25 protein-coding genes are annotated in these 26,908 nt (G+C 40.0%); 6 read left to right on the plus strand and 19 right to left on the minus strand.

What is annotated here, in order from left to right; genetic code table 11:
- Positions 1 to 44: 44 nt before the first annotated feature.
- Positions 45 to 1,319, plus strand: coding sequence for a nicotinate phosphoribosyltransferase (pncB, locus tag NPX98_RS00845; protein WP_269022070.1), 1,275 nt, complete (start codon positions 45 to 47; stop codon positions 1,317 to 1,319).
- A gap of 403 nt (positions 1,320 to 1,722) precedes the next feature.
- Here pncB and NPX98_RS00850 read toward each other — a convergent pair whose 3' ends face one another.
- The 10 genes from NPX98_RS00850 to nth all read right to left on the minus strand — a co-directional run bounded on the left by NPX98_RS00850 (position 1,723) and on the right by nth (position 11,521).
- On the minus strand, positions 1,723 to 2,139 hold the full coding sequence (locus NPX98_RS00850; protein ID WP_269022071.1) for a YbaN family protein: 417 nt from the start codon (positions 2,137 to 2,139) through the stop codon (positions 1,723 to 1,725).
- A 434-nt stretch (positions 2,140 to 2,573) separates the two neighbouring features.
- Positions 2,574 to 3,479, minus strand: a complete 906-nt coding sequence (locus NPX98_RS00855; protein ID WP_269022073.1) for a metal ABC transporter permease — start codon at positions 3,477 to 3,479, stop codon at positions 2,574 to 2,576.
- Positions 3,476 to 4,342 carry a metal ABC transporter permease gene (locus NPX98_RS00860; protein WP_269022074.1) on the minus strand — a complete coding sequence of 289 codons (867 nt, stop codon included), beginning with the start codon at positions 4,340 to 4,342 and terminating at the stop codon, positions 3,476 to 3,478. The genes NPX98_RS00855 and NPX98_RS00860 overlap by 4 nt, the downstream gene beginning before the upstream one ends.
- Positions 4,339 to 5,169 carry a manganese/iron ABC transporter ATP-binding protein gene (locus tag NPX98_RS00865; protein WP_269022075.1) on the minus strand — a complete coding sequence of 277 codons (831 nt, stop codon included), beginning with the start codon at positions 5,167 to 5,169 and terminating at the stop codon, positions 4,339 to 4,341. The genes NPX98_RS00860 and NPX98_RS00865 overlap by 4 nt, the downstream gene beginning before the upstream one ends.
- Positions 5,166 to 6,074: a metal ABC transporter substrate-binding protein gene (locus tag NPX98_RS00870; RefSeq protein ID WP_269022076.1), complete on the minus strand. Its 909-nt coding sequence runs from the start codon at positions 6,072 to 6,074 to the stop codon at positions 5,166 to 5,168. The genes NPX98_RS00865 and NPX98_RS00870 overlap by 4 nt, the downstream gene beginning before the upstream one ends.
- 302 nt (positions 6,075 to 6,376) lie before the next feature.
- A complete protein-coding gene (gene pheT / locus NPX98_RS00875; RefSeq protein ID WP_269022077.1) occupies positions 6,377 to 8,791 on the minus strand; it encodes a phenylalanine--tRNA ligase subunit beta in 2,415 nt (804 codons plus the stop codon).
- A gap of 31 nt (positions 8,792 to 8,822) precedes the next feature.
- Complete coding sequence (pheS, locus tag NPX98_RS00880; protein WP_269022078.1) at positions 8,823 to 9,908, minus strand: phenylalanine--tRNA ligase subunit alpha; 1,086 nt, start codon at positions 9,906 to 9,908, stop codon at positions 8,823 to 8,825.
- A 98-nt stretch (positions 9,909 to 10,006) separates the two neighbouring features.
- Entirely contained in the window at positions 10,007 to 10,408 is a 402-nt protein-coding gene (rplT, locus tag NPX98_RS00885; protein ID WP_269022080.1) for a 50S ribosomal protein L20, read from the minus strand.
- 33 nt (positions 10,409 to 10,441) lie between these two features.
- A complete protein-coding gene (gene rpmI / locus NPX98_RS00890) occupies positions 10,442 to 10,645 on the minus strand; it encodes a 50S ribosomal protein L35 (protein ID WP_269022081.1) in 204 nt (67 codons plus the stop codon).
- A gap of 135 nt (positions 10,646 to 10,780) precedes the next feature.
- Complete coding sequence (nth, locus tag NPX98_RS00895; protein WP_269022083.1) at positions 10,781 to 11,521, minus strand: endonuclease III; 741 nt, start codon at positions 11,519 to 11,521, stop codon at positions 10,781 to 10,783.
- A 391-nt stretch (positions 11,522 to 11,912) separates the two neighbouring features.
- Here nth and NPX98_RS00900 point away from each other — a divergent pair, with 391 nt between their 5' ends.
- On the plus strand, positions 11,913 to 12,164 hold the full coding sequence (locus tag NPX98_RS00900) for a DUF1150 domain-containing protein (protein WP_269022084.1): 252 nt from the start codon (positions 11,913 to 11,915) through the stop codon (positions 12,162 to 12,164).
- 254 nt (positions 12,165 to 12,418) lie between these two features.
- On the opposite strand, the gene NPX98_RS00905 is transcribed toward NPX98_RS00900, so the two are convergent.
- From NPX98_RS00905 to NPX98_RS00915, 3 genes are all read right to left on the minus strand, one after another.
- Complete coding sequence (locus NPX98_RS00905; RefSeq protein ID WP_269022085.1) at positions 12,419 to 12,709, minus strand: hypothetical protein; 291 nt, start codon at positions 12,707 to 12,709, stop codon at positions 12,419 to 12,421.
- A 169-nt stretch (positions 12,710 to 12,878) separates the two neighbouring features.
- Positions 12,879 to 13,463: a transglycosylase SLT domain-containing protein gene (locus NPX98_RS00910; RefSeq protein WP_269022087.1), complete on the minus strand. Its 585-nt coding sequence runs from the start codon at positions 13,461 to 13,463 to the stop codon at positions 12,879 to 12,881.
- Between the two features lie 114 nt (positions 13,464 to 13,577).
- Positions 13,578 to 14,756, minus strand: coding sequence for a DNA recombination protein RmuC (locus NPX98_RS00915; RefSeq protein WP_269022088.1), 1,179 nt, complete (start codon positions 14,754 to 14,756; stop codon positions 13,578 to 13,580).
- A 90-nt stretch (positions 14,757 to 14,846) separates the two neighbouring features.
- Between NPX98_RS00915 and def the strand changes: the two genes are divergently transcribed.
- The 3 genes from def to truA are packed head-to-tail and all read left to right on the plus strand — an operon-like array spanning position 14,847 to position 17,051.
- Positions 14,847 to 15,377: a peptide deformylase gene (gene def, locus NPX98_RS00920; RefSeq protein WP_269022089.1), complete on the plus strand. Its 531-nt coding sequence runs from the start codon at positions 14,847 to 14,849 to the stop codon at positions 15,375 to 15,377.
- Positions 15,377 to 16,306, plus strand: coding sequence for a methionyl-tRNA formyltransferase (fmt, locus tag NPX98_RS00925; RefSeq protein ID WP_269022090.1), 930 nt, complete (start codon positions 15,377 to 15,379; stop codon positions 16,304 to 16,306). Before def ends, fmt begins: the two co-directional genes overlap by 1 nt.
- A gap of 1 nt (position 16,307) precedes the next feature.
- Positions 16,308 to 17,051, plus strand: coding sequence for a tRNA pseudouridine(38-40) synthase TruA (gene truA, locus NPX98_RS00930; RefSeq protein ID WP_269022091.1), 744 nt, complete (start codon positions 16,308 to 16,310; stop codon positions 17,049 to 17,051).
- A 33-nt stretch (positions 17,052 to 17,084) separates the two neighbouring features.
- Here truA and NPX98_RS00935 read toward each other — a convergent pair whose 3' ends face one another.
- Entirely contained in the window at positions 17,085 to 17,924 is an 840-nt protein-coding gene (locus NPX98_RS00935; protein ID WP_269022092.1) for an LOG family protein, read from the minus strand.
- A gap of 130 nt (positions 17,925 to 18,054) precedes the next feature.
- On the opposite strand from NPX98_RS00935, the gene dapD reads away from it, so the two are divergent.
- A complete protein-coding gene (gene dapD / locus NPX98_RS00940; protein ID WP_269022093.1) occupies positions 18,055 to 18,903 on the plus strand; it encodes a 2,3,4,5-tetrahydropyridine-2,6-dicarboxylate N-succinyltransferase in 849 nt (282 codons plus the stop codon).
- Positions 18,904 to 18,982: 79 nt separating this feature from the next.
- Here the strand turns inward: dapD and lepA are convergent, their stop codons facing one another.
- From lepA to dnaK, 5 genes are all read right to left on the minus strand, one after another.
- Complete coding sequence (lepA, locus tag NPX98_RS00945) at positions 18,983 to 20,788, minus strand: translation elongation factor 4 (protein WP_269022417.1); 1,806 nt, start codon at positions 20,786 to 20,788, stop codon at positions 18,983 to 18,985.
- 172 nt (positions 20,789 to 20,960) lie between these two features.
- The gene (locus tag NPX98_RS00950) at positions 20,961 to 21,875 is read right to left on the minus strand and encodes a DMT family transporter (protein ID WP_269022094.1); all 915 of its coding nucleotides are present in this window, start codon (positions 21,873 to 21,875) and stop codon (positions 20,961 to 20,963) included.
- A gap of 34 nt (positions 21,876 to 21,909) precedes the next feature.
- Positions 21,910 to 22,815, minus strand: a complete 906-nt coding sequence (gene argB / locus NPX98_RS00955) for an acetylglutamate kinase (RefSeq protein ID WP_269022420.1) — start codon at positions 22,813 to 22,815, stop codon at positions 21,910 to 21,912.
- Positions 22,816 to 23,678: 863 nt separating this feature from the next.
- Positions 23,679 to 24,824, minus strand: coding sequence for a molecular chaperone DnaJ (gene dnaJ, locus NPX98_RS00960; RefSeq protein ID WP_329957896.1), 1,146 nt, complete (start codon positions 24,822 to 24,824; stop codon positions 23,679 to 23,681).
- A 163-nt stretch (positions 24,825 to 24,987) separates the two neighbouring features.
- Complete coding sequence (gene dnaK, locus NPX98_RS00965) at positions 24,988 to 26,883, minus strand: molecular chaperone DnaK (RefSeq protein WP_269022096.1); 1,896 nt, start codon at positions 26,881 to 26,883, stop codon at positions 24,988 to 24,990.
- Positions 26,884 to 26,908: the final 25 nt, after the last annotated feature.

Consider the following 26,908-nt stretch of genomic DNA (forward strand, 5'->3'; position numbering starts at 1 on the left):
ATGAAAACAATATTAGATCTCATTAAACCGAAAGAGAAGAGATCATGAATCGTACAGATATTGCTAAACGTGTTTATAACCATACATGGAAACTTGATCCGATCATTCGTTCGCTTCTCGATACGGATTTTTATAAGCTTCTTATGGTGCAGATGATTTGGAGGCTTTATCCAAATGTTCATGCTACTTTCTCGCTCATTAACCGTACCAAAACAGTTCATCTTGCCAATGATATTAATGAAGGTGAGCTGCGTGCTCAACTTGATCATGCCATCAGTTTGCGCTTTACAAAAAAAGAAATGATATGGCTTGCTGGCAATACATTTTATGGTCGCAAAAAAATTTTTAAACCGGATTTTCTTAATTGGCTTGAGAAATTTCAACTTCCCGAATATGAGCTAACCCAGAAGGATGGCCAATATATTTTACATTTTTATGGCCCATGGGCATACAGCTCTATGTGGGAAATTCCTGCCCTTGCTATTATCAATGAATTACGCTCACGCGCTGCTCTAAAAAACCTTGGTCGTTTTGCACTGGATGTGCTTTATGCCCGTGCAAAAGCAAAAATGTGGAGCAAAATTGAACGCCTTCAAAAACTTCCTGATATTAAAATATCTGATTTTGGCACCAGACGTCGCCATTCTTTTTTATGGCAACGCTGGTGTGTTGAAGCATTAAAAGAAGGCCTTGGAAATTCTCTTATGGGCACTTCTAATATCCTTCTAGCCATGGACACAGATTTAGAGGCCATTGGTACAAACGCACATGAACTCCCTATGGTTATTGCAGCTCTTGCTGAAAATGATGATGACTTACGCAATGCACCTTACCAAGTTCTACGAGATTGGAACCAATATTACGGTGGAAACCTTTTGATTGTTTTACCAGATGCTTTCGGCACAGAAGCATTTTTACGTAATGCGCCAGAATGGGTGGCAGACTGGACAGGTTTCAGACCCGATAGCGCTCCACCTATTGAAGGAGGTGAACGCATTATCAAATGGTGGCAAGAAAAAGGAAAAAAACCACGTGAAAAATTATTGATTTTTTCCGATGCGCTCGATGTAGATACAATTGAAAAAACCTATCATCATTTCCATGACAAAGTGCGTATGAGTTTTGGCTGGGGAACCAATCTCACCAATGACTTTGAGGGTTGTGCACCCAAAAAAATCGCAAACCTTGATGCTATTTCTCTTGTCTGCAAAGTCACCCAAGTAAATGATCGACCAGCTGTAAAACTTTCAGATAATCCTGAAAAAACTATGGGTGATCCTCAAGAAATACAACGCTATCTCAATCTTTTTAGCAATTAAAACATACTCTTTAGGACTGAAATATAAACTAATTCGTATAAATGAGAGACAAACTCCTGTGAAATAAATTAATTTCCAAACAATACAACATACAAAGACTATTGATTTCTCTTAGTACACGAAAAGAATGTGATATTCTGTGAGATAGTCTTTTTGTGCGCGATCTATCCTATCATGCTGTAAAAGTATTTCTAGCATCCTTAATAATATACGAACATATAGTCTCTCCGTGCCAATGCTTTCACCCGCATATCATCCTAGCCAATGAATACATAACTATTATAACATAACATTTTGCGAAAATGCACGAGCTAAATATTATGGATAGTATCCTAGTTATTATTTGCCCCACAACCTTCTATCAAATTCCCATAACATAAAATGCGTTTGATTCATAAATTTTCTATTCTGGTATTGATGAGGATGATGACATAGGTGAAGATGGGCGTGTAATCATATAAATAGCAATGGCCAACAAAACAGTTGCAACCAATAAGGCAAGCCACAAAGCAGGATGCACCACTATCAAAAACAATAAAAAGCCTACAGCCATGCTAACCGTAGCAAAAATTTTAACAAAAAGCGGAATAGCTCCATGTTCTTCCCATTGTTTAATGTGCTGACCAAAAACACGGTGATGATACAACCACTGGTGAAAACGCGGTGATGAACGAGCAAAACACCATGAAGCAACCAGAAGAAAAGGTACTGTCGGCATAATAGGTAAGACTGCACCGATAACACCCAACACAACCATTACCCAACCCAATATCAAACAACAAATACGCACAGTGCGGGACATCTTAAGTCTTTTTTTCATCCTCTAGCGCCAACACTCCTCTTATTCTGCAAATATTATATATAAAGCTTTTTTATATAAAATCCCGTAGACAAATCAACTCCCTGTATTTTGCACACAATCACTGCTCAATCCTCTCGTTCATTCATAAGCATACTCTCAATCAGCAATTTTCAGTAACGACTCTTGCAAAAGTATAAAGCAGTTTCGTGATATAATAATCATTTCAAAATTTTTAACTACCAAAACAAGTCTTTCAATGAAGAAAAAGATAAAAAGGCTGCATAATAAATAATGCAGCCTTTTAATTACGAATGCAGCGTTGGGAGGAGGAAATACTGCATCCATCCGCTAGATGTTGGGAGGAAAATAATCTAGCGCGCAATTCTTTAATAATAAAAAACCATCGAAACAATATACAAAAACGCATGACTGCTATGCATAAATTACTACACTCAAATTTTCTGAATCGCACTCCGATGAAAGAAAATTGACGTAATAATGATGATAAAAATAAGCGTTAAAATTAATACAATCGTGGAAGCAGAATCAGAACCAATGAATAAGCTTAAATAAATACCTAAAAAACTAGAAACAACTGCAACACATATAGAAATCAAAAGCATAGAAGAAAAGCGCTTTGTGACGAGATAAGAAATTGCTCCTGGTGCAATCAGTAAAGAAATAACTAAAATAATGCCAATAGCTTTTAAAGCTGCAACAATCGTAAGAGAAATCATTGTTAAAAGGGTATAATGAAGCAGTGATACCCGTAACCCAATCGCACGTCCCTGCACTGAATCAAAAATGTACAACATAAAATCGCGCCATTTTGCTCCCAGAATCAAAGTAACAATTGTAGAAATTACCGCTGTCTGCGTAATATCAAGCCAATTAACGCCCAAAAGATTTCCAAATAGAATGTGGTTTAGATCCACATCACTATAAATCGCCGTTGCCAAAACAAGCCCCAAACCAAACATAGACGAAAAAACGACTCCCATGACTGTATCCTGCTTAATACGGCTATTGCTCCCCAAAAAGCCTGTTATGATGGCACAGATCATACCAGCAACAAAAGCACCGCAAGCAATCAAAGTCATTGTGACATTGTTCGGATTCATATGCTGAACATAAGCAAACGGTAAAGAAGCCAAAAATGTCATCACCCACGGCGTTACCATATAACCCATAACTACACCTGGAAAAACGGCATGGGAAATTGCATCTCCTAAAAGCGCCCATCCTTTCAAAATAAGAAAACAGGAAAGTACAGCCATGGGAATAGCAAGAATAATGGTAATAATGATACCCTTAATCATAAAAGAAAACTGGAAAGGAAGCAGTAATTGATCAATCATGATATCATCGCACCTTTTTTCGCTGCTCTTACACGTAAACGTGCAGCAATAAAACCGTGTTTAGGAGCAAAAACAAAAGCCAAAATAAACAAAAGAGCTTGAAAAAGCACAACAACACCACCGGTTTGTGCATTTAAAAAATAACTCACATAAACACCCAATACACTTGTAATTGTTCCAATCACAACCGCAATCACCAAAAGGTTTGCAAAGCGATCACTTAAAAGATAGGCAGTTGCTCCAGGTGTCACTACAAGACAAATAACCAGAAAAGCTCCTACCGTCTGCATTGCAGCAACAGTGCAAGCCGCAAGCAATGTAAAAAAGAGAATTTTTAAGTGCTTTACGTTCAACCCAACGGCGCGCGCATGATTTTCATCAAACAAAGCAAGCAGTAAATCTTTCCACTTTAAAAGCAATATAAATAAAGAAATAAAGCCTATACAAGCCAGCTGTATAATATCTAATGAACTCACTGCTAAAACATTTCCAAGAACAATCGTATCAATATTGACAGACATTGGTTTGAGTGATTTTAAAAACAATCCAAAAGCAAAAAAGGATGAAAAAATTAAACCAATAATAGTGTCTTCCTTTAATTTTGTTCGATGATTAAAAAATAACATCGCTGCCGCAGCTAATCCACCAGAGAAAAAAGCTCCAAACGAAAAAGGTAATCCTAAAAGATAAGCTCCAGCTACTCCGGGCACAATTGAATGAGAAAGAGCATCACCAATCAGAGACCAACCTTTCAACATTAAAAAAGCAGAAAGAAAGGCACAAACACACCCAACCAACCCCGAAACCCACATCGCATTAACCATATATTGATAGCTAAATGGCTCAAGCAACCACAAAATCATACAATGCGCTCCAAATTCTGATTGCCATCACACAATACAGGCTTGTCGTCATCTGTCAAAACATCATTTGTTTTTGCACCTTGGAGATCAAAAATATGATGATGCAAAGTACCATCAAAAGTTTGTTCAAGATTTTTTTGTGTAAAGACTGCTTTGGTTAATCCAGAAGCCAAAACGGTTCCCTTTATTAAAACCGTGCGATCACAAAATTCACGAACAGAGCCTAGATTGTGGGTAGAAACCAATATCGCAGCACCTTCTGTTCGCAATTCTCGCAATAGAGCAATGATCTTATCTTCTGTCTTAACATCAACACCGGTAAACGGCTCGTCTAATAAAATAGCTTTTGCTTGTTGTGCAAGCGCACGTGCCAGAAAGACACGCTTTTTCTGACCGCCAGAAAGTTCACCAATTTGCCGCTTAGCAAACTCCCACATATCAACACGTTCTAACGCAACACGGACAGCTTCATAATCTTGCGGCCGTGCATAGCGGAAGAAATTCATATGGCCATAGCGTCCCATCAATACAACATCTTCAACAAGAACAGGAAAATCCCAATCAACGTCCTCACTCTGTGGTACATAAGCGACAAGGTTTTGTTTCAAAGCCTTTTCAACCGGCAAATCAAAAATGTTAATTTTTCCTTTTGAAGGCTGTACAAATCCCATAATGGCTTTAAATAACGTTGATTTTCCAGATCCATTAACGCCAATCAATGCCGTAATAGAACCAACCGGACTCTGAAAACTGACTTCACGCAAAGCGGTATGCCCATTGCGATAAGTCACCGTTACCCCTTGAGCAGATATTCCAGATTTAGTCATTGCCCCTTTGCCCCATCGGATAAGACAGCGGCAATACGTGCGCTGGTAACACGCAACAAATCAACATAGGTCGGAACCTCACCATCTTGCTCACTCAAGGAGTCAACATAAAGCACACCGCCATATTTAGCGCCTGTTTCTCTTGCAACCTGCTGAGCAGGTGCAGGAGAAATGGTACTCTCAGAAAAGATCGCTTGAATATTATATTTCCGAACCATATCAACAACATGCTTAACCTGCTTCGGTGTTCCCTGCTGATCAGCGTTAATTGGCCATAAATAGAGTTCTTTTAAATTAAAATCACGCGCCAAATAACTAAATGCACCCTCACTTGTCACAAGCCAACGTTTATCTTCTGGCAATGCTTCAAATTCAGCTCTTATCGGATCAATGATTGAGCGAATTTTTTGCTTATAGTTTTCAGCATTTTCTTTATAAGTGGCAGCATTCTCAGGATCGTATTTGACAAAAGCATCGCGAATATTATCCACATAAATCAAAGCCGCAGTCGGTGACATCCAAGCATGGGGATTCGGTTTACCACTGTAAGGTCCGTCACCAATGTTGATCGGCACAACACTTTCTGAAACAACAACACTTGGAACATCTTTGATATTTTGGAAAAATTTCTCAAACCAAAGCTCCAACCCTAACCCATTCCATAAAATAAGATTAGCTCCTTGCGCACGCATAAGATCACGCGGCGTAGGCTGATATTCATGAATCTCAGCACCAGGTTTGGTAATGGATTCAACCTCAGCAGCATCACCAGCCACATTACGCGCCATATCAGCAATGATTGTAAAAGTTGTAACAGCTTTAAATTTGTTCGCACTCAAAGCTGAGCCAGGTGCAAAAAAAACTATCCCACAAAAAACTGTGGCAAAAAACGCTTTTAATGGCATTGATTTTCTTTCTATTGCTAATGATTTGCATTAACATCTATAAATAGCAGCTAATTTTCTCCTTGGCAATAAAAGATTATTTCAAAATGATAATTTCTTTCGCCACTTAAAATTATATCTTTACTACTTTCAAAAATGCTTATGATTGAACTGTTTTTCTGTTGGATAAAAATGGATAGGTGGCTAATTTCAAAAAACCACTCAGATCTTAACGCTCATACTGACTGCATTTATATTTAAATGCATATCCTATTCATAACATCCTAAAAGAATGATGTGCAGCTCGATAAGAGCTACAATCATCAACAACGCAAATGTCCACCTGTTGCTTTAGCGACGCTCTCCACAACCTTCAAAGCAAGTTCCTCAAGATCTTCATCTGTCAAAGTTCTTTCAATGGGCTGAAGTGCAACTTCAATTGCTACCGACTTCTTATCATCACCAAGAATGGGATCTTCAAAAAGATCAAAAACCTGCACTGAATGAATAAGCTTTTTATCCGCCCCCTTCGCAGCGCGAACAATGAGAGAGGATGCAACAGCTTTATCAACCACAAATGCAAAATCACGTCGCACCATTTGAAAAGGTGCTAGATTTAAAGGAGGACGATTCTTAGTTGCCTTTTTCTTTGGCTCTGGAATCCGATCAAGAAAAACTTCGAAACCGCATAAAGGACCACTAACATCTAATTTTCCCAATGTCTCAGGATGAAAAACACCAAAAAAGCCCAAAATAACCTTTGGCCCAAGCTTGATAACCCCTGAACAACCCGGATGATACCAATTGGGCGCACCTGCCTCAATTTGCACTTTGCTGATATCCATACCACATGCTTCCAAAACTGCAAATGCATCTGCTTTGGCATCAAAAACATCAACGACTTTTGCATTTCCATTCCAAAAACGTCCAGCTCCTTCAAATCTTTCTGTACCACGACGAATACCACAAGCAACAGACTGTTGCTTATCGGGTGTATCACCTTCATAGATGCTTGAAACTTCAAACAAAGCCATATCCGAAAAACCACGATCAACATTTCGCTGTGCAGCCATAAGCAAGCCAGGTAAAAGAGAAGGACGCATTACCGACATATCCGTAGCAATAGGATTCACCAATTTCAGTTGCGCCTGATCACCTCCAAAAGTAAGTGCCTGATTTTCAGAAATAAATGACCAGGTTACAGCTTCCATCATACCCCGATAAGCTAAAACCTGACGCGCAGCACGTGAACAAATCTGCGAGAAAGTTAAAATCGGACCTTTTCCCTCTGTAAAGTCTTTCAACGGTATAGGCTCAATCTTATCCAGCCCATGAATTCGCATCACTTCTTCTACTAAATCAGCTTTACCAGCAAGATCGTGGCGCCATGTCGGTACTTTAACCGTCACCACATCCCCTTCTCCTTCAACGCTAAATCCAAGCTGTGCTAAAATAGTCATAGCTTGTCCATGATCTATATCTAAATTCGTTAAACGTTTTATTTCAGCAAAGGGAAAAACAATCTCTTTGATTTCTGGCTTCTGATAACCAATGACCTGCGCTACCGACGCCTCACCGCCACAAAGACGCAGGACCAACTCTGTTGCAATCTCAAGCCCTGATTCCATAAAAGCCGGATCAACGCCACGCTCAAATCGATAACGCGCATCGCTAATAATTCCTAATGCACGACCCGTCTGCGCAATACTCTGCGAATCCCAAAGCGCTGATTCAATAACAACGCGACGTGTCGTTTCATCACAGCGCGTTCTTTCACCACCCATGATACCAGCAATGGAAACAACCCCCTCTTCATCGGCAATGACACAATCTTTATCTCCCAAACGATAGGTTTTTCCATTAAGCGCCTGAATTTGTTCACCTTCACGACCACGACGGATACTTAAATGTCCTTTAATCTTATCTGCATCAAAAACATGAAGCGGACGACCAAGGTCAAAACTGATATAGTTTGTCATATCAACCAATGCATTAATCGGCCTCAAACCGATTGCGATCAAACGCCGTTGCATCCATTGCGGCGATGCCCCATTGTGCACATTGCGCACTTCACGCCAAGCAAAACCTAAACATAATGATGCATCCTGCACAAAATCCAAAGACACTTGAACCGGCGTTTCAAAGGAAGTGGTCAATTGCGGCAAAGACAATTTTTTTAATCGCCCAATTCCAGTTGCAGCTAAGTCACGAGCAATTCCGCGAACACCTGTGCAATCAGAACGATTGGGCGTTAAACCAACATCAATCACTGGATCATCTAAACCCGCATAAGTCGCAAATGAGCCCCCAATAGGTGCATCTTCTGGAAGTTCAATAATCCCATCATGCTCATCCAACAACGCAAGTTCTGATTGTGAGCACATCATACCAAAACTTTCGACACCTCGAATTTTTCCCACAGATAATGTCACATCAAGCCCAGGCACATAAGTTCCTGGCAATGCAAGAACGCCAACAAGCCCAGCACGTGCATTTGGCGCTCCACAGACAACTTGTACAGGTGCACCAGAGCCGTTATCAACTGACAAAACCTGTAATTTATCAGCATCAGGGTGCTTAGTGGCCGTTAAAACCTTGCTAATCACAAAACCTGCTAAAGAAGAACGATCCTCAACATGATCAACCTCAAGGCCAATAGCTGTTAGTTTATCGCAAATTTCATCCAAAGATGCATCTATATCTAGGTGATCCTTCAACCAGGACAATGTAAATTTCATTTTAAAACCTCACATGAAAACCGTTACAAGATCACAAATTGCGTAAACCAGCAAAAAGACTGGGTATATCAAGACAACGAAAGCCATAATGATCCAACCAACGCAAATCAGCATCAAAAAAAGCCCGCAAATCAGACATGCCATATTTTAACATTGCAATACGATCAATACCCATACCCCACGCAAATCCTTGATATTCATCAGGATCAAAACCAACATTTTTCAAGACATGCGGATGCACCATTCCACACCCTAAAATTTCTAGCCAATCACGACCTTCCCCAAACTTCACTTCCGAACCAGAACGGTCACATTGAATATCCACCTCCATAGATGGTTCAGTAAAAGGAAAGAAAGAGGGACGAAAACGCATCTTCACCGAAGATACTTCGAAAAAGGCTTTACAAAACATTTCATGCAGCCACATCATATTTGCAATGTTCGAAACTTTATCAATCACCAATCCTTCCACCTGATGAAACATCGGAGAATGTGTCGCATCAGAATCCATACGATAAGTTTTTCCAGGAATAATAATGCGTATCGGTGCCTGCTGCTTTTCCATTGTGCGAATTTGAACAGGCGATGTATGCGTACGCAACAATTTCCGATTTCCTGTTTCATCTACGTCAAAAAAGAAAGTATCATGCATTTCGCGCGCAGGATGACCTTGAGGAAAATTTAACGCTGTGAAATTATAATAATCCGTTTCAATATCTGGCCCCTCTGCAATCGAAAAACCCATACCTGCATAAATGGCTATGATTTCATCGATCACATGCGAAATAGGATGAATACGCCCCCTTTCCATAGGTGAAGAGCGAACAGGCAAAGTCACATCAACTGTTTCACTAGAAAGCTGCAAAGCCAGTGCTTGACGTTTAAAAAAATCACGCTTTTGCGCATATAATGCTAAAATGCGGTTTTTTAATCCATTAAGTACTGGCCCAATTTGATGACGTTCATCAGCGCTCATAGTTCCCAGCGCTTTTAATTTTTCAGAAATGCTGCCTTTTTTACCCAATGCCGCAACACGCACCGTTTCAAGTTCTTGTTCATCCTGTGCTGCTTCTAAAGCTAAACAAATTTCTTGTTCCAGACGCTTAATATCGTTCATATTTCTATATTTCTGCCTATTTTTAAATAAAAAAACCGCGCCAGCAATAGCCAACGCGGGATCCCGAATAAACAATGCTTTAAGAGAACGCGGCTGGCTTACTTGACAGCGCTTTCAAAAGCATTAGGCGTTGTATCTTTCAAATATTCTAGAGCTTTCTTTGCAGAAGCCACCAAAGCAGAAAACGCTGTAGGCTCATGAATAGCTATATCAGAAAGAACCTTACGATCGACTTCAATACCAGCCTTTGATAAGCCGTCAATAAAACGCCCATAAGTTAAGCCTTCCATACGAACAGCCGCATTAATCCGCTGGATCCACAAAGCGCGGAAAGTGCGTTTGCGGTTTTTACGATCACGATAAGCATATTGCTTCGAACGATCAACTGCTGCTTTGGCTGCACGAATCGTATTTTTACGCCGACCGTAAAAACCTTCAGCCTGTTTAAGAACTTTTTTGTGCTTAGCGTGAGCTGTAACACCTCTTTTTACACGTGCCATATGACAATCTCCTAAAAATCAAAAGCGCAAGGCTTAAAGGCCATTCGGCAAATAACACTGAATGACTTTTTTAGCATCTGGCTCAGAGAGAACCATTGTTCCACGTGCATCACGAATAAACTTATTAGAACGTTTAATCATGCCATGACGTTTACCAGCAGCTGCTGCCTTAACTTTGCCTGTCGCAGTGATTTTGAACCGCTTTTTAGCGGATGATTTGGTCTTCATTTTGGGCATTTTGCTACTCCATACATTAAATTTCATCAAGCGGACCAAAGCTTGAATAAGCAACTCAACAGCCACGGCATGCCCTGCCGGGCGGTTAACCTTATTCTTAATAAGCCAGTGTGCATAAAATAGCAAGGGGGCATATCACAAAAAAACCGGTGCTCCATTACCTTTTACCTCAATTAAAGGCGCTGGAATTGCATTCGTTTTAATTGCAGCCTTGCAAAGATCAGCAATAATGCACTGCATGCACTCTGCTTTACGCGCTTTACAAATGTAACGGCCATGTAGAATGAGCCAATGATGTGCATGATGCATATAATGCGCAGGAATAATCTCCACCAACTTTTCTTCAACCTCCTCGGGTGTTTTTCCCGGAGCTAAACCAAGGCGATTTCCAAAACGAAAAATATGTGTATCCACCGCCATAGTGGGCTGGCCAAAAGCAACATTTAAAATTACATTGGCAGTTTTGCGCCCTACACCAGGCAACGTCATAAGAGCTTCACGACTACTCGGCACTTGACCGCCATATTGGTCAATCAAAATACAACAAAGTGCATAAACATTGCGCGATTTTGCACGCCAAAGACCAATAGTACGAATATAATGCGCAATTCCCTCTTCTCCTAATGCAGCCATTTTTTCAGGTCGGTCAGCAAGACGAAACAATTCTTGCGTTGCTTTGTTAACACCAGAGTCTGTGGCTTGAGCAGACAGAATAACCGCAACCAAAAGAGTGAATACATTTGTATATACAAGATCGCTTTTAGGGGAAGGACGTTGTACAGAAAAACGGCGAAATATTTCTTCAATCTCAGCGTTTGTATACAATGTTCCGGCAATTGTTCGCGCTTTTTGCAATTTTGTTTTTCTTTCAGTCATTAAACTCTCTGGCTTCTCTCTTGAAATCGTTTAAGCCTGCCATACGGGAAGAGAACATGCAAATTTAAAGTTTTGTCAAATAGTTGCTTTGAAAAGAACGATCACAATGATACATTGATAGCTTTCACCAAACCCATTATTTTAGAGTTTAAAATAATGAAAAAAGCGGTCAACATATTGGAATAAAGAACAAAGCTTATCCAGCATATCATATTCAAAGTCGTTACAAAAATGATAACAAAATCATATGTGTGTAGCTTACGTTGTAGCATCACTTTACCTGCATTCCAATATACCTATTGACACAGAGTATATGCATAGCGCAAATGCTAAGTTGCAAAATAATCTCAGATCAGTTAATCTCTACTAAGTGAATTGAGTAAAATATACGATGAGAGAACATAAACAAACCTTGTCATTACACGATATGAGCTTGTCTGATGAAGGACAAATTGCGTATTTAAAAAAAGTGTGTACGGATGATCTAGCTAAAAGTTTTCCAGATCTCCCGCCAATGACACCAGGTATTACATTATGGGCTATTTTTGGCGAAACGGGTTATCCGATACTTTTGTCTGATGAACGTTCTGCCGCTCTCGCAGGAGCTAATGAGCATGAGTTACAAATCGTAACCCTGCACTAAAGTCTCTTTAAGAAAAACTATAAAATCATCTTTCTATGCGTGAGGGTGATGTCTTTTTGTGTGACCAGTCAATTACCGAGTTCCACCCGCAACGCTTATTGTTATTTATCTACCACCCAAGCAAAGAAAAAATCACAGACAGAAAATAGTTTCAGAATAGAAACTCTAAAATAATGACGAAACCTTAACTCTCATTCGATATAAGCTGAATCTACAGATATATTCAGTATCTAAAGTATCTAATGAAGAATGAATTATTTGTTATCATCAGAATTGTTATTGATTTTCTTTTTAATTTTTTGTTCAATTTTTCTAAGACAGTATGGGATAAGTAGTATTAATAAAATATAATAGGAAGTGATAATAAAAACCTCAGAATTAATAAACTTAACAATATTAATAAACTTAACAATACCTTCTCCAAGCAAAAATGTTATAAATACCAGACTAGCAATAACTGCAGCAATAACTGCAATACCCAGTATAATAGGTGCACATGCAAGTATTATAACCGCTAATATGATTCCGCCTGCAATAGTGAGCATATTGTCCCCCCTGCTATTAGCTCTTCCAATAAGTCTACGGTAGTTATTAATGTTCTGTCTCTTCTGTCAATCACGTTCAGAAAAACAACACCGTTATTTTGTAAAGAAATCAATCAGCCAGTCGATCTTCCTTACCTAAACGATATCCGATCAGATTTGATAACCTTCTCTAGCGCCGTCCACATGCTTTTAACTGCTGATCATAAAGTCTAGACATTTTTTCCATACGTTGTGCAGCCGCTGCAAGCGCCGCAGTTGGGCGATTTCCACGCGCATAACCACCATGTCCCATATGATAATTTAAATAAAGATTATATGCATCATGAGGGTGAACGCCATTGCGTCGAACACTTTGACTATGATACCAAGCAACAAAATCCGCTGAATCTGAAAAACTTGTACGCCGCGCAGAAGACTTTCCTGTGGAACGGAGGTACATTTCCCATGAACCATCAAGTGCTTGAGAATAGCCATAAGCCGTCGAACGACGCTTCCATGGAATAAAACCAAGGAGTTTTGTACGTGAAGGACGCGCATCATGACGAAAGCTTGATTCCATATTAATGGTTGCAAGAATAATGGGCATAGGAATCCCATGACGCATTTCTGCATTCTTAGAAGCTTTTTCCCAATTATCAAAAAAACCATCTTTCTGAGCAAAAACAGCGCAAGCATTATTTGTATGCATAGGAGGTTTTGTTGCACAAGCACTCAGCAAAAACGCTAATGCTCCTAAAAACACAAGGTATCGCACAATTTTTTCCTCTGATTAGAGAGCAAACCAAGCCTAAATACTCAAAAATTCTTACGAATAAATGAAGGATATCACCACACTCTGTATCTTATGAATTCTATCTAAGCATTGGCTCTACTCCTCATCAATGAAACGCAATTTTTGCGGCTGAACAGGAGCTGTTACCGGCATTGAGGTTGTATCATTTTCTTTTAAATCGAAAGCGTCTATGCGACTACCCCGCTTCATAATTTTAGAGGAAGATATCAAAATCGCCTCGATATCTTCACCCATTTTATAAAAATGTTTCTGCAAAGCACGAACACGCGTATCCATCCGCCCGAGATCTTCCATCAATTTTGCCACTTCAGACTGGATCAAATGCGTTTGTTCACGCATTTTCGCATCCTTCATAATTGTTTGTACAACTTGAACAGATAACATCAGCAAAGAGGGCGATACAATAATTACATGTGACCGATTGGCTTTTTGTACCAGTGGCTCAAAATCTTCATAGATTGTTGCAAAAATCGATTCCGATGGAACAAAGAGAAAAGCGGTATCATGCGTTTCGCCAGGAATTAAATATTTTTGCGCAATATCACGAATATGAACATCCATATTGGTGCGAAATTGACGTTCTGCTTCCTGGCGTTCCTGAGATGATGCGGCCTGACGAATTGCATTCCAAGCCTCCAGAGGAAATTTAGCATCAACAACAAGAGAAGGTGCCTTATTAGGCATATGAATGAGACAATCCGGGCGTTTTCCGTTTGAGAGAACCGCCTGAAAAACATAAGCTTTGGCTGGTAAAGCATCGGCAATGATCGCTTCCATTCGCCCCTGACCAAAAGCACCACGCGTCTGCTTATTGTTTAAAATGGCCTGTAGCTGAACAACCTGCCCAGTAAGCGACTGAATATTATTTTGCGCAGCATCAATCACCGCTAAACGTTCTTGCAAACGAGCCAAATTTTCATAAGTAGATTTGGTTTGCACCTGAAGAGTTTGACCCAAATTGGTTGTCATCCCATTGAGTTTCTCACAGATAGACTGATTGAGTTCAGCCTGTCTTTGACCAAAAATTTCTGTCATTGTCTGCATACGCCCTTGCATTTCAGCCTGCGTTTTCAACAATGTAGCCATCTGCATTTGCGCCTCACGGGCACGTTCAGCCGCTTCACTTTCCCAGAGTGCCCTTTTCCGGTTACTCTGCAGAATCATAAAAAGCACCACACCAGCTAACAGAAACAGGATCATTAGCTGAACTAAATACCCACTAAAGGGCATTAAAGAAAAAAACGAATCAAACATAAAAAACAATATAGCGGTTTTACTGTAAAAAAGCGCACAAATCGCTTATTCAATATTGACCAGAAACAAACCATTCATTAACTTATCTGTATGTCAATACAACCTTTAGTTCTTTTACCTGATCCGATTTTACGTGAAGTTTCAAAACCAATCGAGCATATCGATTCAAATGTCCAAAAACTCGCTGACGATATGTTGCAAACAATGTATGATGCTCAAGGTATTGGCCTTGCCGCTATCCAAATTGGTGTGCCCTTGCGTATGTTGGTCATAGATGTTTCTGAAAAAGAGACTCTCAAAGAGCCGCTCATTATTATTAATCCAGAAATCTTATGGCTATCGGATGAACGCAATATTTACAAAGAGGGGTGCCTTTCTATTCCTGAATATTATGCGGAAGTTGAACGTCCAAAACAACTTCGCATGCGCTATAGAGATCATGCAGGAAAGCAAATGGAAATTGAAGCCAATGATCTCTTAGCCACTTGCTTGCAACATGAAATTGATCATTTAAATGGCCATCTTTTTATTGATCACATTTCCAAAATCAAGCGCGATATGGTGATACGCAAATTAAAAAAACGAGCAAAAGAAAAAAACATACAGGAAGCAATTTTGTAATGGCATTACGGTTAAGTTTTATGGGAACACCTGCTTTTTCTGTTCCCATTTTACATGCTTTATTAGATGCAGGACATGATATTGCAGCAGTCTACAGCCAACCGCCTCGTCCAGCAGGACGGCGTGGTCTTAAATTAATCCCTTCTCCTGTTCAAAGCGCAGCAGAAGCAAAATCTATCCCTGTTTTCACGCCTCAAAGTTTTAAAACAGCTGAAGAACAAGCTAAATTTGCAGCACTTTCTGTCGATGTTGCTGTTGTTGTCGCCTATGGATTGCTCTTACCAAAAACCATTCTTGAAACACCGCGCTTTGGTTGTTTGAATGCACATGCTTCACTCTTACCACGCTGGCGTGGTGCTGCACCTATTCAGCGTGCAATCATGGCTGGTGACCAGGAAACCGGAATGATAATTATGAAAATGGATGAAGGACTTGATACAGGACCTGTCGCTTTATCCCGTTCAATCGTCATCACAGAGAATATCACAGCCTGTGAACTTTCAGAAAAGCTTTCACATATAGGAGCAGAACTCATGGTCGAAGCTCTGTCTGCTCTTGAAAAAGGACAACTTAAACTTACTCCGCAATCGCAGGAAGGCGTGACCTATGCTTCAAAAATAAGTAAAGACGAAACCCGTATTGATTGGACACAATCTGCAGAATCCATTCACAAGCAAATATGTGCTCTTTCTTCCTCTCCTGGAAGCTGGTGCGAAATGAGTATCAGTGGGAAACAAGAACGCGTTAAAATTCTTGGAAGTCGTTTAGCAGAAGGAATCTCTCTCAAAATCGGTCGTATAGAACCAGATAATCTGATTATCCACTGTGGACAAGGACGTATAGAAATAACACATCTGCAAAGATCGGGCGGCAAAATTCTTGATAGCCAAACATTCTTGCGGGGTGCCAATATTTCTGCAATTTTTTGATATGCCGCGTTTTAAACTTACCATTGAATATGATGGCTCAAATTATGCGGGCTGGCAACGTCAAGCAGATCTTCGCACTATACAAGGAACCATTGAACAAGCTATTTGTCATTTTAGTGGTCAACAACGAACCATCACCGCAGCTGGCAGAACTGACGCTGGTGTGCATGCAACAGGACAGGTTGCTCATGTCGATTTAACAAAAAATTGGCATCCACATACCGTACGCGATGCAATCAATGCTCATCTGCGACAACAGGGCGAAGATATTGCCATTTTAAATGTACAAAACGTCCCTGATAGCTTTGATGCACGATTTTGTGCAACCAAACGCTATTATCTTTTTAAAATTCTTAATCGCCGTTCACAACCAGCTCTCAACGCCAAACGCGTGTGGTGGTTGCCAAAACCCCTCAATGCTGAAGCTATGCACGAAGCGGCTCAAAGACTTGTAGGGCGGCACGATTTTACGACTTTCCGCTCAGCCCATTGTCAAGCCACAAGTCCTATTCGCACTCTTGAACGCTTAGATATTCAAAAAGAAGGAGAAGAAATTTTTTTATATGCACAAGCGCGTTCTTTTCTTCATCATCAAATCCGTTCATTTGCAGGAAGCCTTATGGAAGTGGGCATCGGACGCTGGACAGCTCAAGATCTTGAAGACGCGCTCCATGCCAAAGATCGCGCACGCTGCGGTATGGTTGCTCCTCCTTCAGGCCTTTATTTGACAAAAATTGACTATTAAATACCCCTTAAGAAGTTTCTTCTCCAAAAGCTGTTAAGTAAGATTATAAAAGGAGCGAATTTTTTCAAAAGCTTCTGCTGCTGTATTGACAAATGTCATGAGAGAAACATCGGAAGGAGAAATTGTCCCTTGCGCGGATAAATAATCAAAATTGATAACATTTTTCCAAAATTCCTCACCAAACATTAAAATTGGAATGCGTTTAACACATCCCGTTTGCACTAAAGTTAACGCTTCAAACAACTCATCCAAGGTGCCCAATCCTCCCGGAAAAATTGCCAACGCCTTCGCCCGCATTAAAGCATGCATTTTGCGTATCCCAAAATAATGAAAATTAAAACACAAATGCGGAGTTATATAAGCATTGGGGATTTGCTCATGAGGTAGAACAATATTCAAACCAATCGAGGGCGCACCGACATCAGTGGCACCGCGATTTCCTGCTTCCATCACTCCAGGTCCCCCTCCCGTAGCAATCACAAATTCACGATATTCAGTGGTAGCAGAATAGTGCGAACACAAACGCGCAAATTCTCTTGCTTCATTATAATAGCGCGACATCATTTGTAAATTTTTCTCTTGCGCTTCATTGTGCGCTGCCCATGCCTCTTGCTCAGGCTCAGGAATACGCGCTCCACCAAACAGCACGACAGTCGATTGAATGCCACATTCTTGAAGAATTATTTCTGGTTTTAAAAGCTCAAGGCCAATGCGCTGTGAACGCAATTCAGGACGCATCATAAATTCTTGATCCATATAAGCCAAACGATAAGTTGGCGAGCACGTTTGTTCTGTATCAGCTACTTCGCTCATCTGTTGTACTACCTCTTCCGCACGAAGTAATGACGTACCATTTGTTTCTTCTTTCACCATTCCACTATACCTTTTGTCTACGTACCCCCTCCTACGGTCTTTTCTATCCCTTTATTGACTATACATATTTCTTCGCGTAGGTCATAAATAATAATTTTATGCTTCTAACTTGTTTAACGGAACCCTAGTAATGACCAATCTCATACAACTGAAAACAATTATTGAAAAAGCATTTGATGATTGCGCTTCTATCAACACCTCTACAAAAGGTGAAATCCGTGACAGTGTTGAATACACATTAAATCTTCTCGACAAAGGTGACATCCGCGTAGCAAACCGCCAAAAAGACGGCCAATGGCATGTTCATCAATGGTTAAAAAAGGCCATTCTTCTCTCTTTTCGTCTCAATCCTACGAATCTTATTGCTGGAGGTGCTAATGAATCCTATTGGTGGGATAAAGTATCTTCCAAATTTTCTGGTTGGAAAGAAGCTGATTTCAAAAAAGCTGATTTCCGCTCTGTTCCTGGAGCTATCGTACGCCATTCTGCCTATATTGCATCCAATGTCATATTGATGCCATCCTTTGTTAATCTTGGTGCCTATGTAGATGAAAGAACAATGATTGACACATGGGCTACTGTTGGTTCCTGTGCGCAAATTGGTAAACATGTTCATCTTTCTGGGGGTGTCGGCATTGGAGGTGTTTTAGAACCACTCCAAGCAAACCCAACAATTATTGAAGACAATTGCTTTATCGGTGCACGTTCTGAAATTGTTGAAGGTTGTATTATCCGTGAAGGAGCTGTTTTAGGTATGGGCGTTTTTATTGGTAAGTCTACAAAAATTATTGACCGTACAACAGGCGAAGTTTTTATAGGTGAAGTTCCCGCCTATTCTGTTGTTGTTTCAGGCTCATTGCCGGGAAAACCATTACCAAATGGTGAAGCAGGCCCCAATCTTTATTGCGCCGTCATTGTAAAACGGGTTGATCAAAAAACACGTGAAAAAACATCTATTAATGATCTCTTACGCGATTAAAAATGCTTTCTCAAGCTTTTCACACATAAACTATAAAGCACCCATTACATAAAAAAAAGGAAATATTCCTCTTTTTAAATTATTTACTCATCTTAAGTGCTTGAATAAAGGCAGATTGCGGAATTTCCACCTTACCGAACTGACGCATCCGTTTTTTGCCCTCTTTTTGCTTTTCCAAAAGTTTGCGTTTACGAGTTACGTCACCGCCATAACATTTAGCTGTTACATCTTTGCGCAAAGCACGAATTGTTTCACGAGCAATAATTTTACCACCAACTGCCGCTTGAACTGGAATTTGAAACATATGTTGAGGAATAAGATCTTTCAGTTTTTCACACAGTGCGCGTCCGCGCTTTTCCGCTATGCTGCGATGTACAAGCATCGATAATGCATCTATAGGTTCTGAATTCACTAGAATAGACATTTTAACCAGATCACCCTCAGAATAATCCGTCATCTGATAGTCAAACGAAGCATATCCTTTTGAAATTGACTTTAAACGATCATAAAAATCAAAAACCACCTCATTGAGAGGTAGATCATACGTCACCATAGCGCGTGTTCCTACATAGGACAAACCAGCCTGTAATCCGCGACGTTCTTGGCAAAGTTCTAAAATTGCCCCAAGATAATCACTAGGTGTCATAATTGTTGCCCGAATCCATGGCTCTTCAATAGCAGCAATTTTAACAATATCAGGCATATCAGCTGGATTGTGCAATTCCTTGACGGAACCATCATTCATCTTCATGCGATAAACAACCGAAGGTGCTGTCGCAATCAGATCCAAATTAAATTCACGCTCTAACCGTTCTTGAATAATTTCAAGATGGAGAAGCCCTAAAAAACCACAACGAAAGCCAAAACCTAAAGCAGCTGATGTTTCCACTTCAAAGGAAAAACTCGCATCATTTAAACGCAATTTACCCATGGCAGCGCGCAAATCATCAAAATCAGCTGCATCAACTGGAAAAAGACCACAAAAAACTACCGGTTGCGCAGGTTTAAAACCAGGCAATGCATTTTCACAAGAGCGGCGATCTTCAGTAATGGTATCCCCAACGCGGGTATCAGCCACCTCTTTAATAGAAGCAGTGATAAAGCCAATCTCCCCTGGTCCTAATTCATCAATCTGTACCATTTTCGGGGTGAATACTCCAACTCGTTCAACTGGATATTTTGCCCCTGTACCCATCATACGAATGGCCTGACCCTTTTTCAAAACACCATCAATCACCCGTACTAAAACGATAACGCCAAGATAAGAATCATACCAGCTATCAACCAACATTGCCTTTAAAGGTTTTGTAACATCACCCATATGTGGAGATGGCAACTGTGTTACAATTGCTTCCAAGACATCAACAATACCAATACCTGTTTTTGCTGATATTTCCAAAGCTCCAGATGCATCAATTCCGATTACATCTTCAATTTGCTCTTTCACGCGCTCAGGTTCTGCAGCTGGAAGATCTACCTTATTGAGCACAACAACCAATTCATGAGAATTATCAATAGCTTGATAAACATTTGCCAAGGTTTGTGCCTCCACTCCTTGGCTTGCATCGACCACCAGCAACGACCCTTCACACGCTGCCAACGAACGCGATACCTCATAGGCAAAATCAACATGGCCAGGTGTATCAATAAGATTTAAGATATATAGTTCACCATTCTTTGCTTTATAGTGCAAGCGCACTGTCTGTGCTTTAATGGTGATCCCACGTTCACGCTCAATATCCATGGAATCAAGAACTTGATCCTTCATCTCTCGTGTTTCAAGGCCACCAGTCATTTGAATCAAGCGGTCAGCCAAAGTTGACTTTCCATGGTCGATATGAGCCACAATGGAGAAATTACGGATATATTTGCGATCTATTGTCATATAAGGCGATTTAGCAAAGAATAGCACAAAACGCAAAGACCAATTACACACTCGTGCCAACCTTTAAAAGAATATAGGTAAAAATTGGTCTTAGAAGAACAAAACTTTTCGAGTGAAAAAAGATTAAAATTTCCATCATATTCCTTGCATCTCAGAAAAGAGAAAGAACAAGCTAATTAGATTTTTCAAGAATTTTATCCTTTTTCCGCCATAGTGAGAATCGCAATTGCGCCACCACAATTCCAATCAGAATAAGCACCCCTCCGAACAGAGCTGAAGCGGATAAACGCTCACCTGCCAAACGCCCAACAAGACCAGCCCACACAGGCTCGCCCGCATAAATAAGGGTTGCGCGTGTAGGTGAAATGGATTTCTGTGCCCAGTTCATAACTAATTGTATCACTGAGCTCATCAAGGCCAACCCTATACCTACATTCAACCACACCCATGAAAATTCGGGTATACTTTCACCCATCAAAGGCATACAGAGAAATGAAAAAAGACCTGCAAAAAATAATTGTATAATCGTTATACGCCGACTATCAACCTTACTTGCAAAAAGTCCGATTAGAATAATTTCTCCAGCAATTGCTAAAGCCCCTAGCAAAGTGAGAATTTCGCCGGTCGAAAAATCAATACCTTTGAACCCTTGTCCAGAAACAAATATAAGCCCAATAAAAGCAAAAATAATACCTATCCAACAAGCAAAATGAGGTGGTTTTTTTAAAAAAATCCATTGCAATATTGGAACCATCGGCACATAAAGTGCTGAAATGAAAGCAGACTGGCTACTAATAATAGTCTGGAGCCCCGCTGCTTGTAAAGCATAACCAAGAAACATTCCTAAACCGATGCTCATGCCAGCGAAGATCTCATAAACGGTTATATTTCTCATAGATCGCCAAAAAATCACCCCACATATGCATGCAGCAACAATGAAACGAAAACCTACAAAAAAGAGAGGACCACTATAACGTACTGCAATATGAATAATTAAAAATGTAATACCCCAAAGTATTGTAGCAGCAAACAATGCCAATTCCGGATTTCTGAAAAAAGGGTGATTTAACTGTTTTCTTACAGCCATAAAAAAGATCCATTCTTTAATTTATTAGTATGTTCTACGGAACAATAAGCGTTCCAGCCCCATGTTCAGTAAACAATTCAATCAAAACAGTATGGGGAGATTTGCCATTCAAAATAACAACGCCTTCTACGCCATTTTGAACAGCTGTAATACAATTTTCTACCTTTGGAATCATACCACCTGAAATCGTTCCATCCCTGATAAGGTCTTTAGCTTCGGTAATTGTCAATTTCTTTAAAAGCTTACCTTCTTTATCCAATACACCAGGAACATCGGTCAAAAACAAAAGACGTTTCGCTTCTAAAGCTCCAGCAATTGCTCCAGCAAAAGTATCGGCATTAATATTATAAGTTTTGCCATCGCGACCTGGAGCAACAGGAGCAATAACTGGAATCATTGCAGAACACGCCAAAAGATCCAACAATGTTCGATCAATTTCAACGGGTTCACCCACAAATCCCAAATCCAGAACACGTTCAATATGCGAATCAGGATCTATAACAGTCTTACGCGCTTTTTCAGCAAAAACCATATTTCCATCCTTGCCACAAAGCCCAATGGCCCATTCACCTTCAGCATTGATGAGAGCTACAATTTCCTTATTGATAGAGCCTGCCAAAACCATTTCAACTATTTCAACGATCTTTTTATCAGTCACACGCAAGCCATTTTCAAACCGCGATTCGATCCCCATTTTCATTAGGATTTCAGCAATTTGAGGACCACCACCATGAACCACAATAGGATTAATGCCGGACTGCTTCAATAAAGCAATATCACGCGCAAACACCCGCCCTAAAGCAGGATCACCCATAGCATGCCCACCATATTTTACCACAACCGTTTCATTTTCATATTTTTGCATATAAGGCAAAGCAGAAGATAAAAATGCTGCTTGTTTCTCAAAAACATCTGCATTCGTGCTTGCAACATCATCCATCAAAAGAATCTCCTCATCATTTTTTACCCTTTCTTAAGGAAGTTTGAAAAAAATGAAAATAAGTTTAAAATAAATTTATTTCTATTTAACACATTGAAATTTATTAATTTCTCTCAAAATTTTATAAAAAACATGAGAAGCAAAATCGGCCATATCACCATCTGATATAAGCGATCTACGGTCTGTTCTTTAAACCAAAGCATAATGGAAATGAATAGCGCAAATATCTGTCTTCACCCTTCACGACTGACATAATTTCACATAAATAACGCACATCATTGAACACTTCAGCCTATTTTTTCACGACAATACAGACAGTAAGAAATAAATAACACCCTATATAGCATGCTTCCCTTATAAAACTGTATAAACCACATTGAAACAATCTATAAACTTGTACAATAACAACCTTTGTTGACTATCTCGCTTGATCACAATCCTCTCCCGAGGGTAACAATGAAATGCTGCGAAAACAATCAGAATATCCTTTCCAAAGAATTGATATGATAACGGAATAAACAGTGTTTTGTTGACTTAATGAATAAGAGTACCATTAATTAATTAAGGATATAATTGAAGATTTCTATCCTTTAGATGAGATATCACCTAATGTAACTCGTTAGAATAAATCCACTCGAAAGCATAATCCACACAATACACGTTATGCAGTTGATAATACGCCGGCACCTGCATTCCTCCTCAACAGAGACATACATACATCCTAGAAATGGGTAACAATCAATCTCGTAAGGAAGCAGAGCAAACTCTGTTTTACTGATCCATCTCATAAAATTTTTATACAACATGGATTAAAATAGAAAAATTTCTTAAGAGAATCTGTTTAATGCGCTCTCCTTGCTCCCTTATGAATTTTGACCAGCAATATTTTCAAAAAGCTCTTTCATCCGCGCAAAAAAACCATGGGATTGCGGTGAATTTTCATGGTTTGAAAGCCTATCAAATTCTTGTAACAATTCACGTTGCTTTTGCGTTAATTTCTGTGGCGTTTCAATCGTGATATGAATATAAAGATCACCTTTCGCTTGCTGACGCAAAATGGGCATTCCCTTACCTTTAAGGCGAAACTGGCGCCCATTTTGTGTTCCTTCTGGCACCCTAACCCGTGCTTTGACACCATCGAGACCAGAAACCTCAAATTCACCTCCCAAAGCAGCTGTAATCATTGAAATAGGCACACTACAGTGAAGATCAGCACCTTCTCGCTGAAAAAATTCATGCGGCTTAATAGAGAGAAAAATATAAAGATCGCCAGCAGATCCACCACGGAGACCGGCATTCCCCTCACCGGAAAGACGAATACGGGTACCATCTTCAATACCCGCTGGAATATTAACGCGCAACGAACGATTTTCTTCTACGCGCCTTTTACCATGGCATTTCGAACATGGATCTGTGATTGTTTCTCCTCGACCATGACACATCGGACATGTTCGCTCAATGGAAAAAAAGCCTTGTGCAGCACGCACACGCCCAGATCCATGACAAGTTCCACATGTTTGTGGTTTGGAACCTTTTTTTGCACCTGATCCATCACAAACATCACACATAACGGCACTTGGAATATTAATTTGAGCAGTTTTTCCTAAAAAGGCTTCTTCTAAAGTTACCTCCATACTATAGCTCAAATCTGCTCCACGTTCACGACCATCACTGCGTTTACGATGCCCACCTCCCATGATCTCGCCAAAAAAATCTTCAAAAATATCTGCAAATCCACCGCTTGCAGAAAACCCACTAAATGGACCAGCTCCTTCGCGACCATTATTTTCAAAAGCTGCATGTCCAAACCGATCATAAGCAGCTCGCTTTTGAGGATCTTTCAGAATTTCATAGGCTTCGCCAATTTCTTTGAATTTCCGCTCTGCCTCTTTATCCCCTGCATTACGATCAGGATGATATTGCATAGCCAATTTGCGAAAAGCAGATTTTAGCTTTTTATCATCACAGTCGCGCGTTACGCCAAGAATTTCATAATAATCAACCTTCATCATGTATTCCTGATAAATTTTCTGTCATCTATCTATCTCAAGATAACATTTATTTTCAATTTATATTTTTTAAGCAACAGAGTTACAACCACTTTCGAACAATAAAGCCCGGCCTTATATCTCAAAGGCCGGGTTTATTACCTTAATAAAACATTTGCTTCAACTATTTCTTCTTATCATTGATTTCTTCAAAATCAGCGTCAACAACATCTTCACTTTTTGTATCTGTTTCAGCATTTGTCTCTTCTGCAGCTGCCGAAGCTTCATACATAGCCTGTCCAAGCTTCATGCTAACCTCTGCTAATTTTTGCATCTTTGCTGTCATCTCTTCAGTATCATTACCTTCAAGTACAGCCTTCAAATCAGCTATAGCTGCTTCAATTTGTCCCTTATCTTCAGACGATACTTTATCGCCATATTCTTTCAGTGACTTCTCAGTTGAGTGGATAAGAGCTTCTGCCTGATTTTTAGCTTCAACACTTTCACGACGCTTCTTATCCTCAGCAGCATGCGCCTCTGCATCCTTGACCATCTTTTCAATGTCAGCATCACTTAAACCGCCTGATGCTTGAATACGAATCTGATGTTCCTTACCGGTTCCTTTATCTTTGGCTGAAACATTAACAATACCGTTTGCATCAATGTCAAAGGTAACCTCAATTTGAGGAACACCACGCGGTGCCGGTGGAATACCAACAAGATCAAACTGAGCCAACAACTTGTTATCATTAGCCATCTCGCGTTCACCTTGGAAAACACGAATAGTCACAGCATTTTGATTATCGTCAGCTGTTGAAAAAGTCTGCGATTTTTTTGTTGGAATAGTGGTATTGCGTTCAATAAGACGTGTAAATACCCCCCCTAAGGTTTCAATACCCAAAGACAAAGGTGTTACATCTAACAGCAAAACGTCCTTTACATCACCCTGCAACACACCACCTTGGATCGCCGCACCCATAGCAACAACTTCGTCAGGATTAACGCCTTTATGTGGATCTTTACCAAAGAAGCTCTGCACTACTTCTTGAATCTTAGGCATGCGTGTCATACCACCAACTAAAACAACTTCATCAATCTCACCAGCACTTAATCCTGCATCTTTTAATGCTGCTCTACAAGGCTCGATAGTACGCTGCACCAAATCATCAACTAAAGATTCAAATTTTGCACGAGTCAATTTCATTGTTAAGTGCTTAGGGCCAGACTGATCAGCTGTAATAAATGGCAAATTGACTTCTGTTTGTTGTGAAGAAGAAAGTTCAATCTTTGCTTTTTCAGCAGCTTCTTTCAAACGCTGCAAAGCCAGTTTATCATTTTTCAGATCAATCCCTTGTTCTTTCTTGAATTCATCCGCAAAATAGCTAACTAAGCGCATATCGAAGTCTTCACCACCTAAGAATGTATCTCCATTGGTTGACTTAACTTCAAAAACACCGTCTCCAATTTCAAGTACAGAAATGTCAAATGTACCACCACCAAGATCATAAACAGCTATCGTTTTACCATCTTTCTTATCCAAACCATAAGCCAAAGCAGCCGCTGTAGGCTCATTGATAATCCGCAGAACCTCAAGCCCTGCAATTTTACCAGCATCTTTAGTGGCCTGACGTTGTGCATCATTAAAATAAGCAGGAACAGTGATGACTGCTTGTTCAACCTTTTCACCAAGATAAGATTCTGCAGTTTCTTTCATCTTTTGCAAAATCATAGCTGAAATTTGCGATGGAGAATATTTTTTACCTGCTTCTTCAATCCATGCGTCGCCATTATCACCTTTAACAATTTTATAAGGGACAAGCGCCTTATCTTTCTCAACCATCGGATCATCAAAGCGACGTCCAATCAGACGTTTCACTGCAAAAACTGTTCCTTCAGGATTTGTGACTGCCTGCCGTTTAGCAGGTTGCCCAACAAGTCGTTCACCACCATCAGTAAAAGCAACAACAGAAGGCGTTGTCCGCGCTCCTTCTGAATTTTCAATGACCTTTGCATTTTTGCCATCCATAACAGAAACACACGAGTTGGTCGTCCCCAAATCAATACCAATTACTTTTGCCATATTTTAATCTCCATTCAGCAAGCTG

The organism is Bartonella sp. A05 (assembly GCF_026930145.1).
GTDB lineage: Bacteria > Pseudomonadota > Alphaproteobacteria > Rhizobiales > Rhizobiaceae > Bartonella.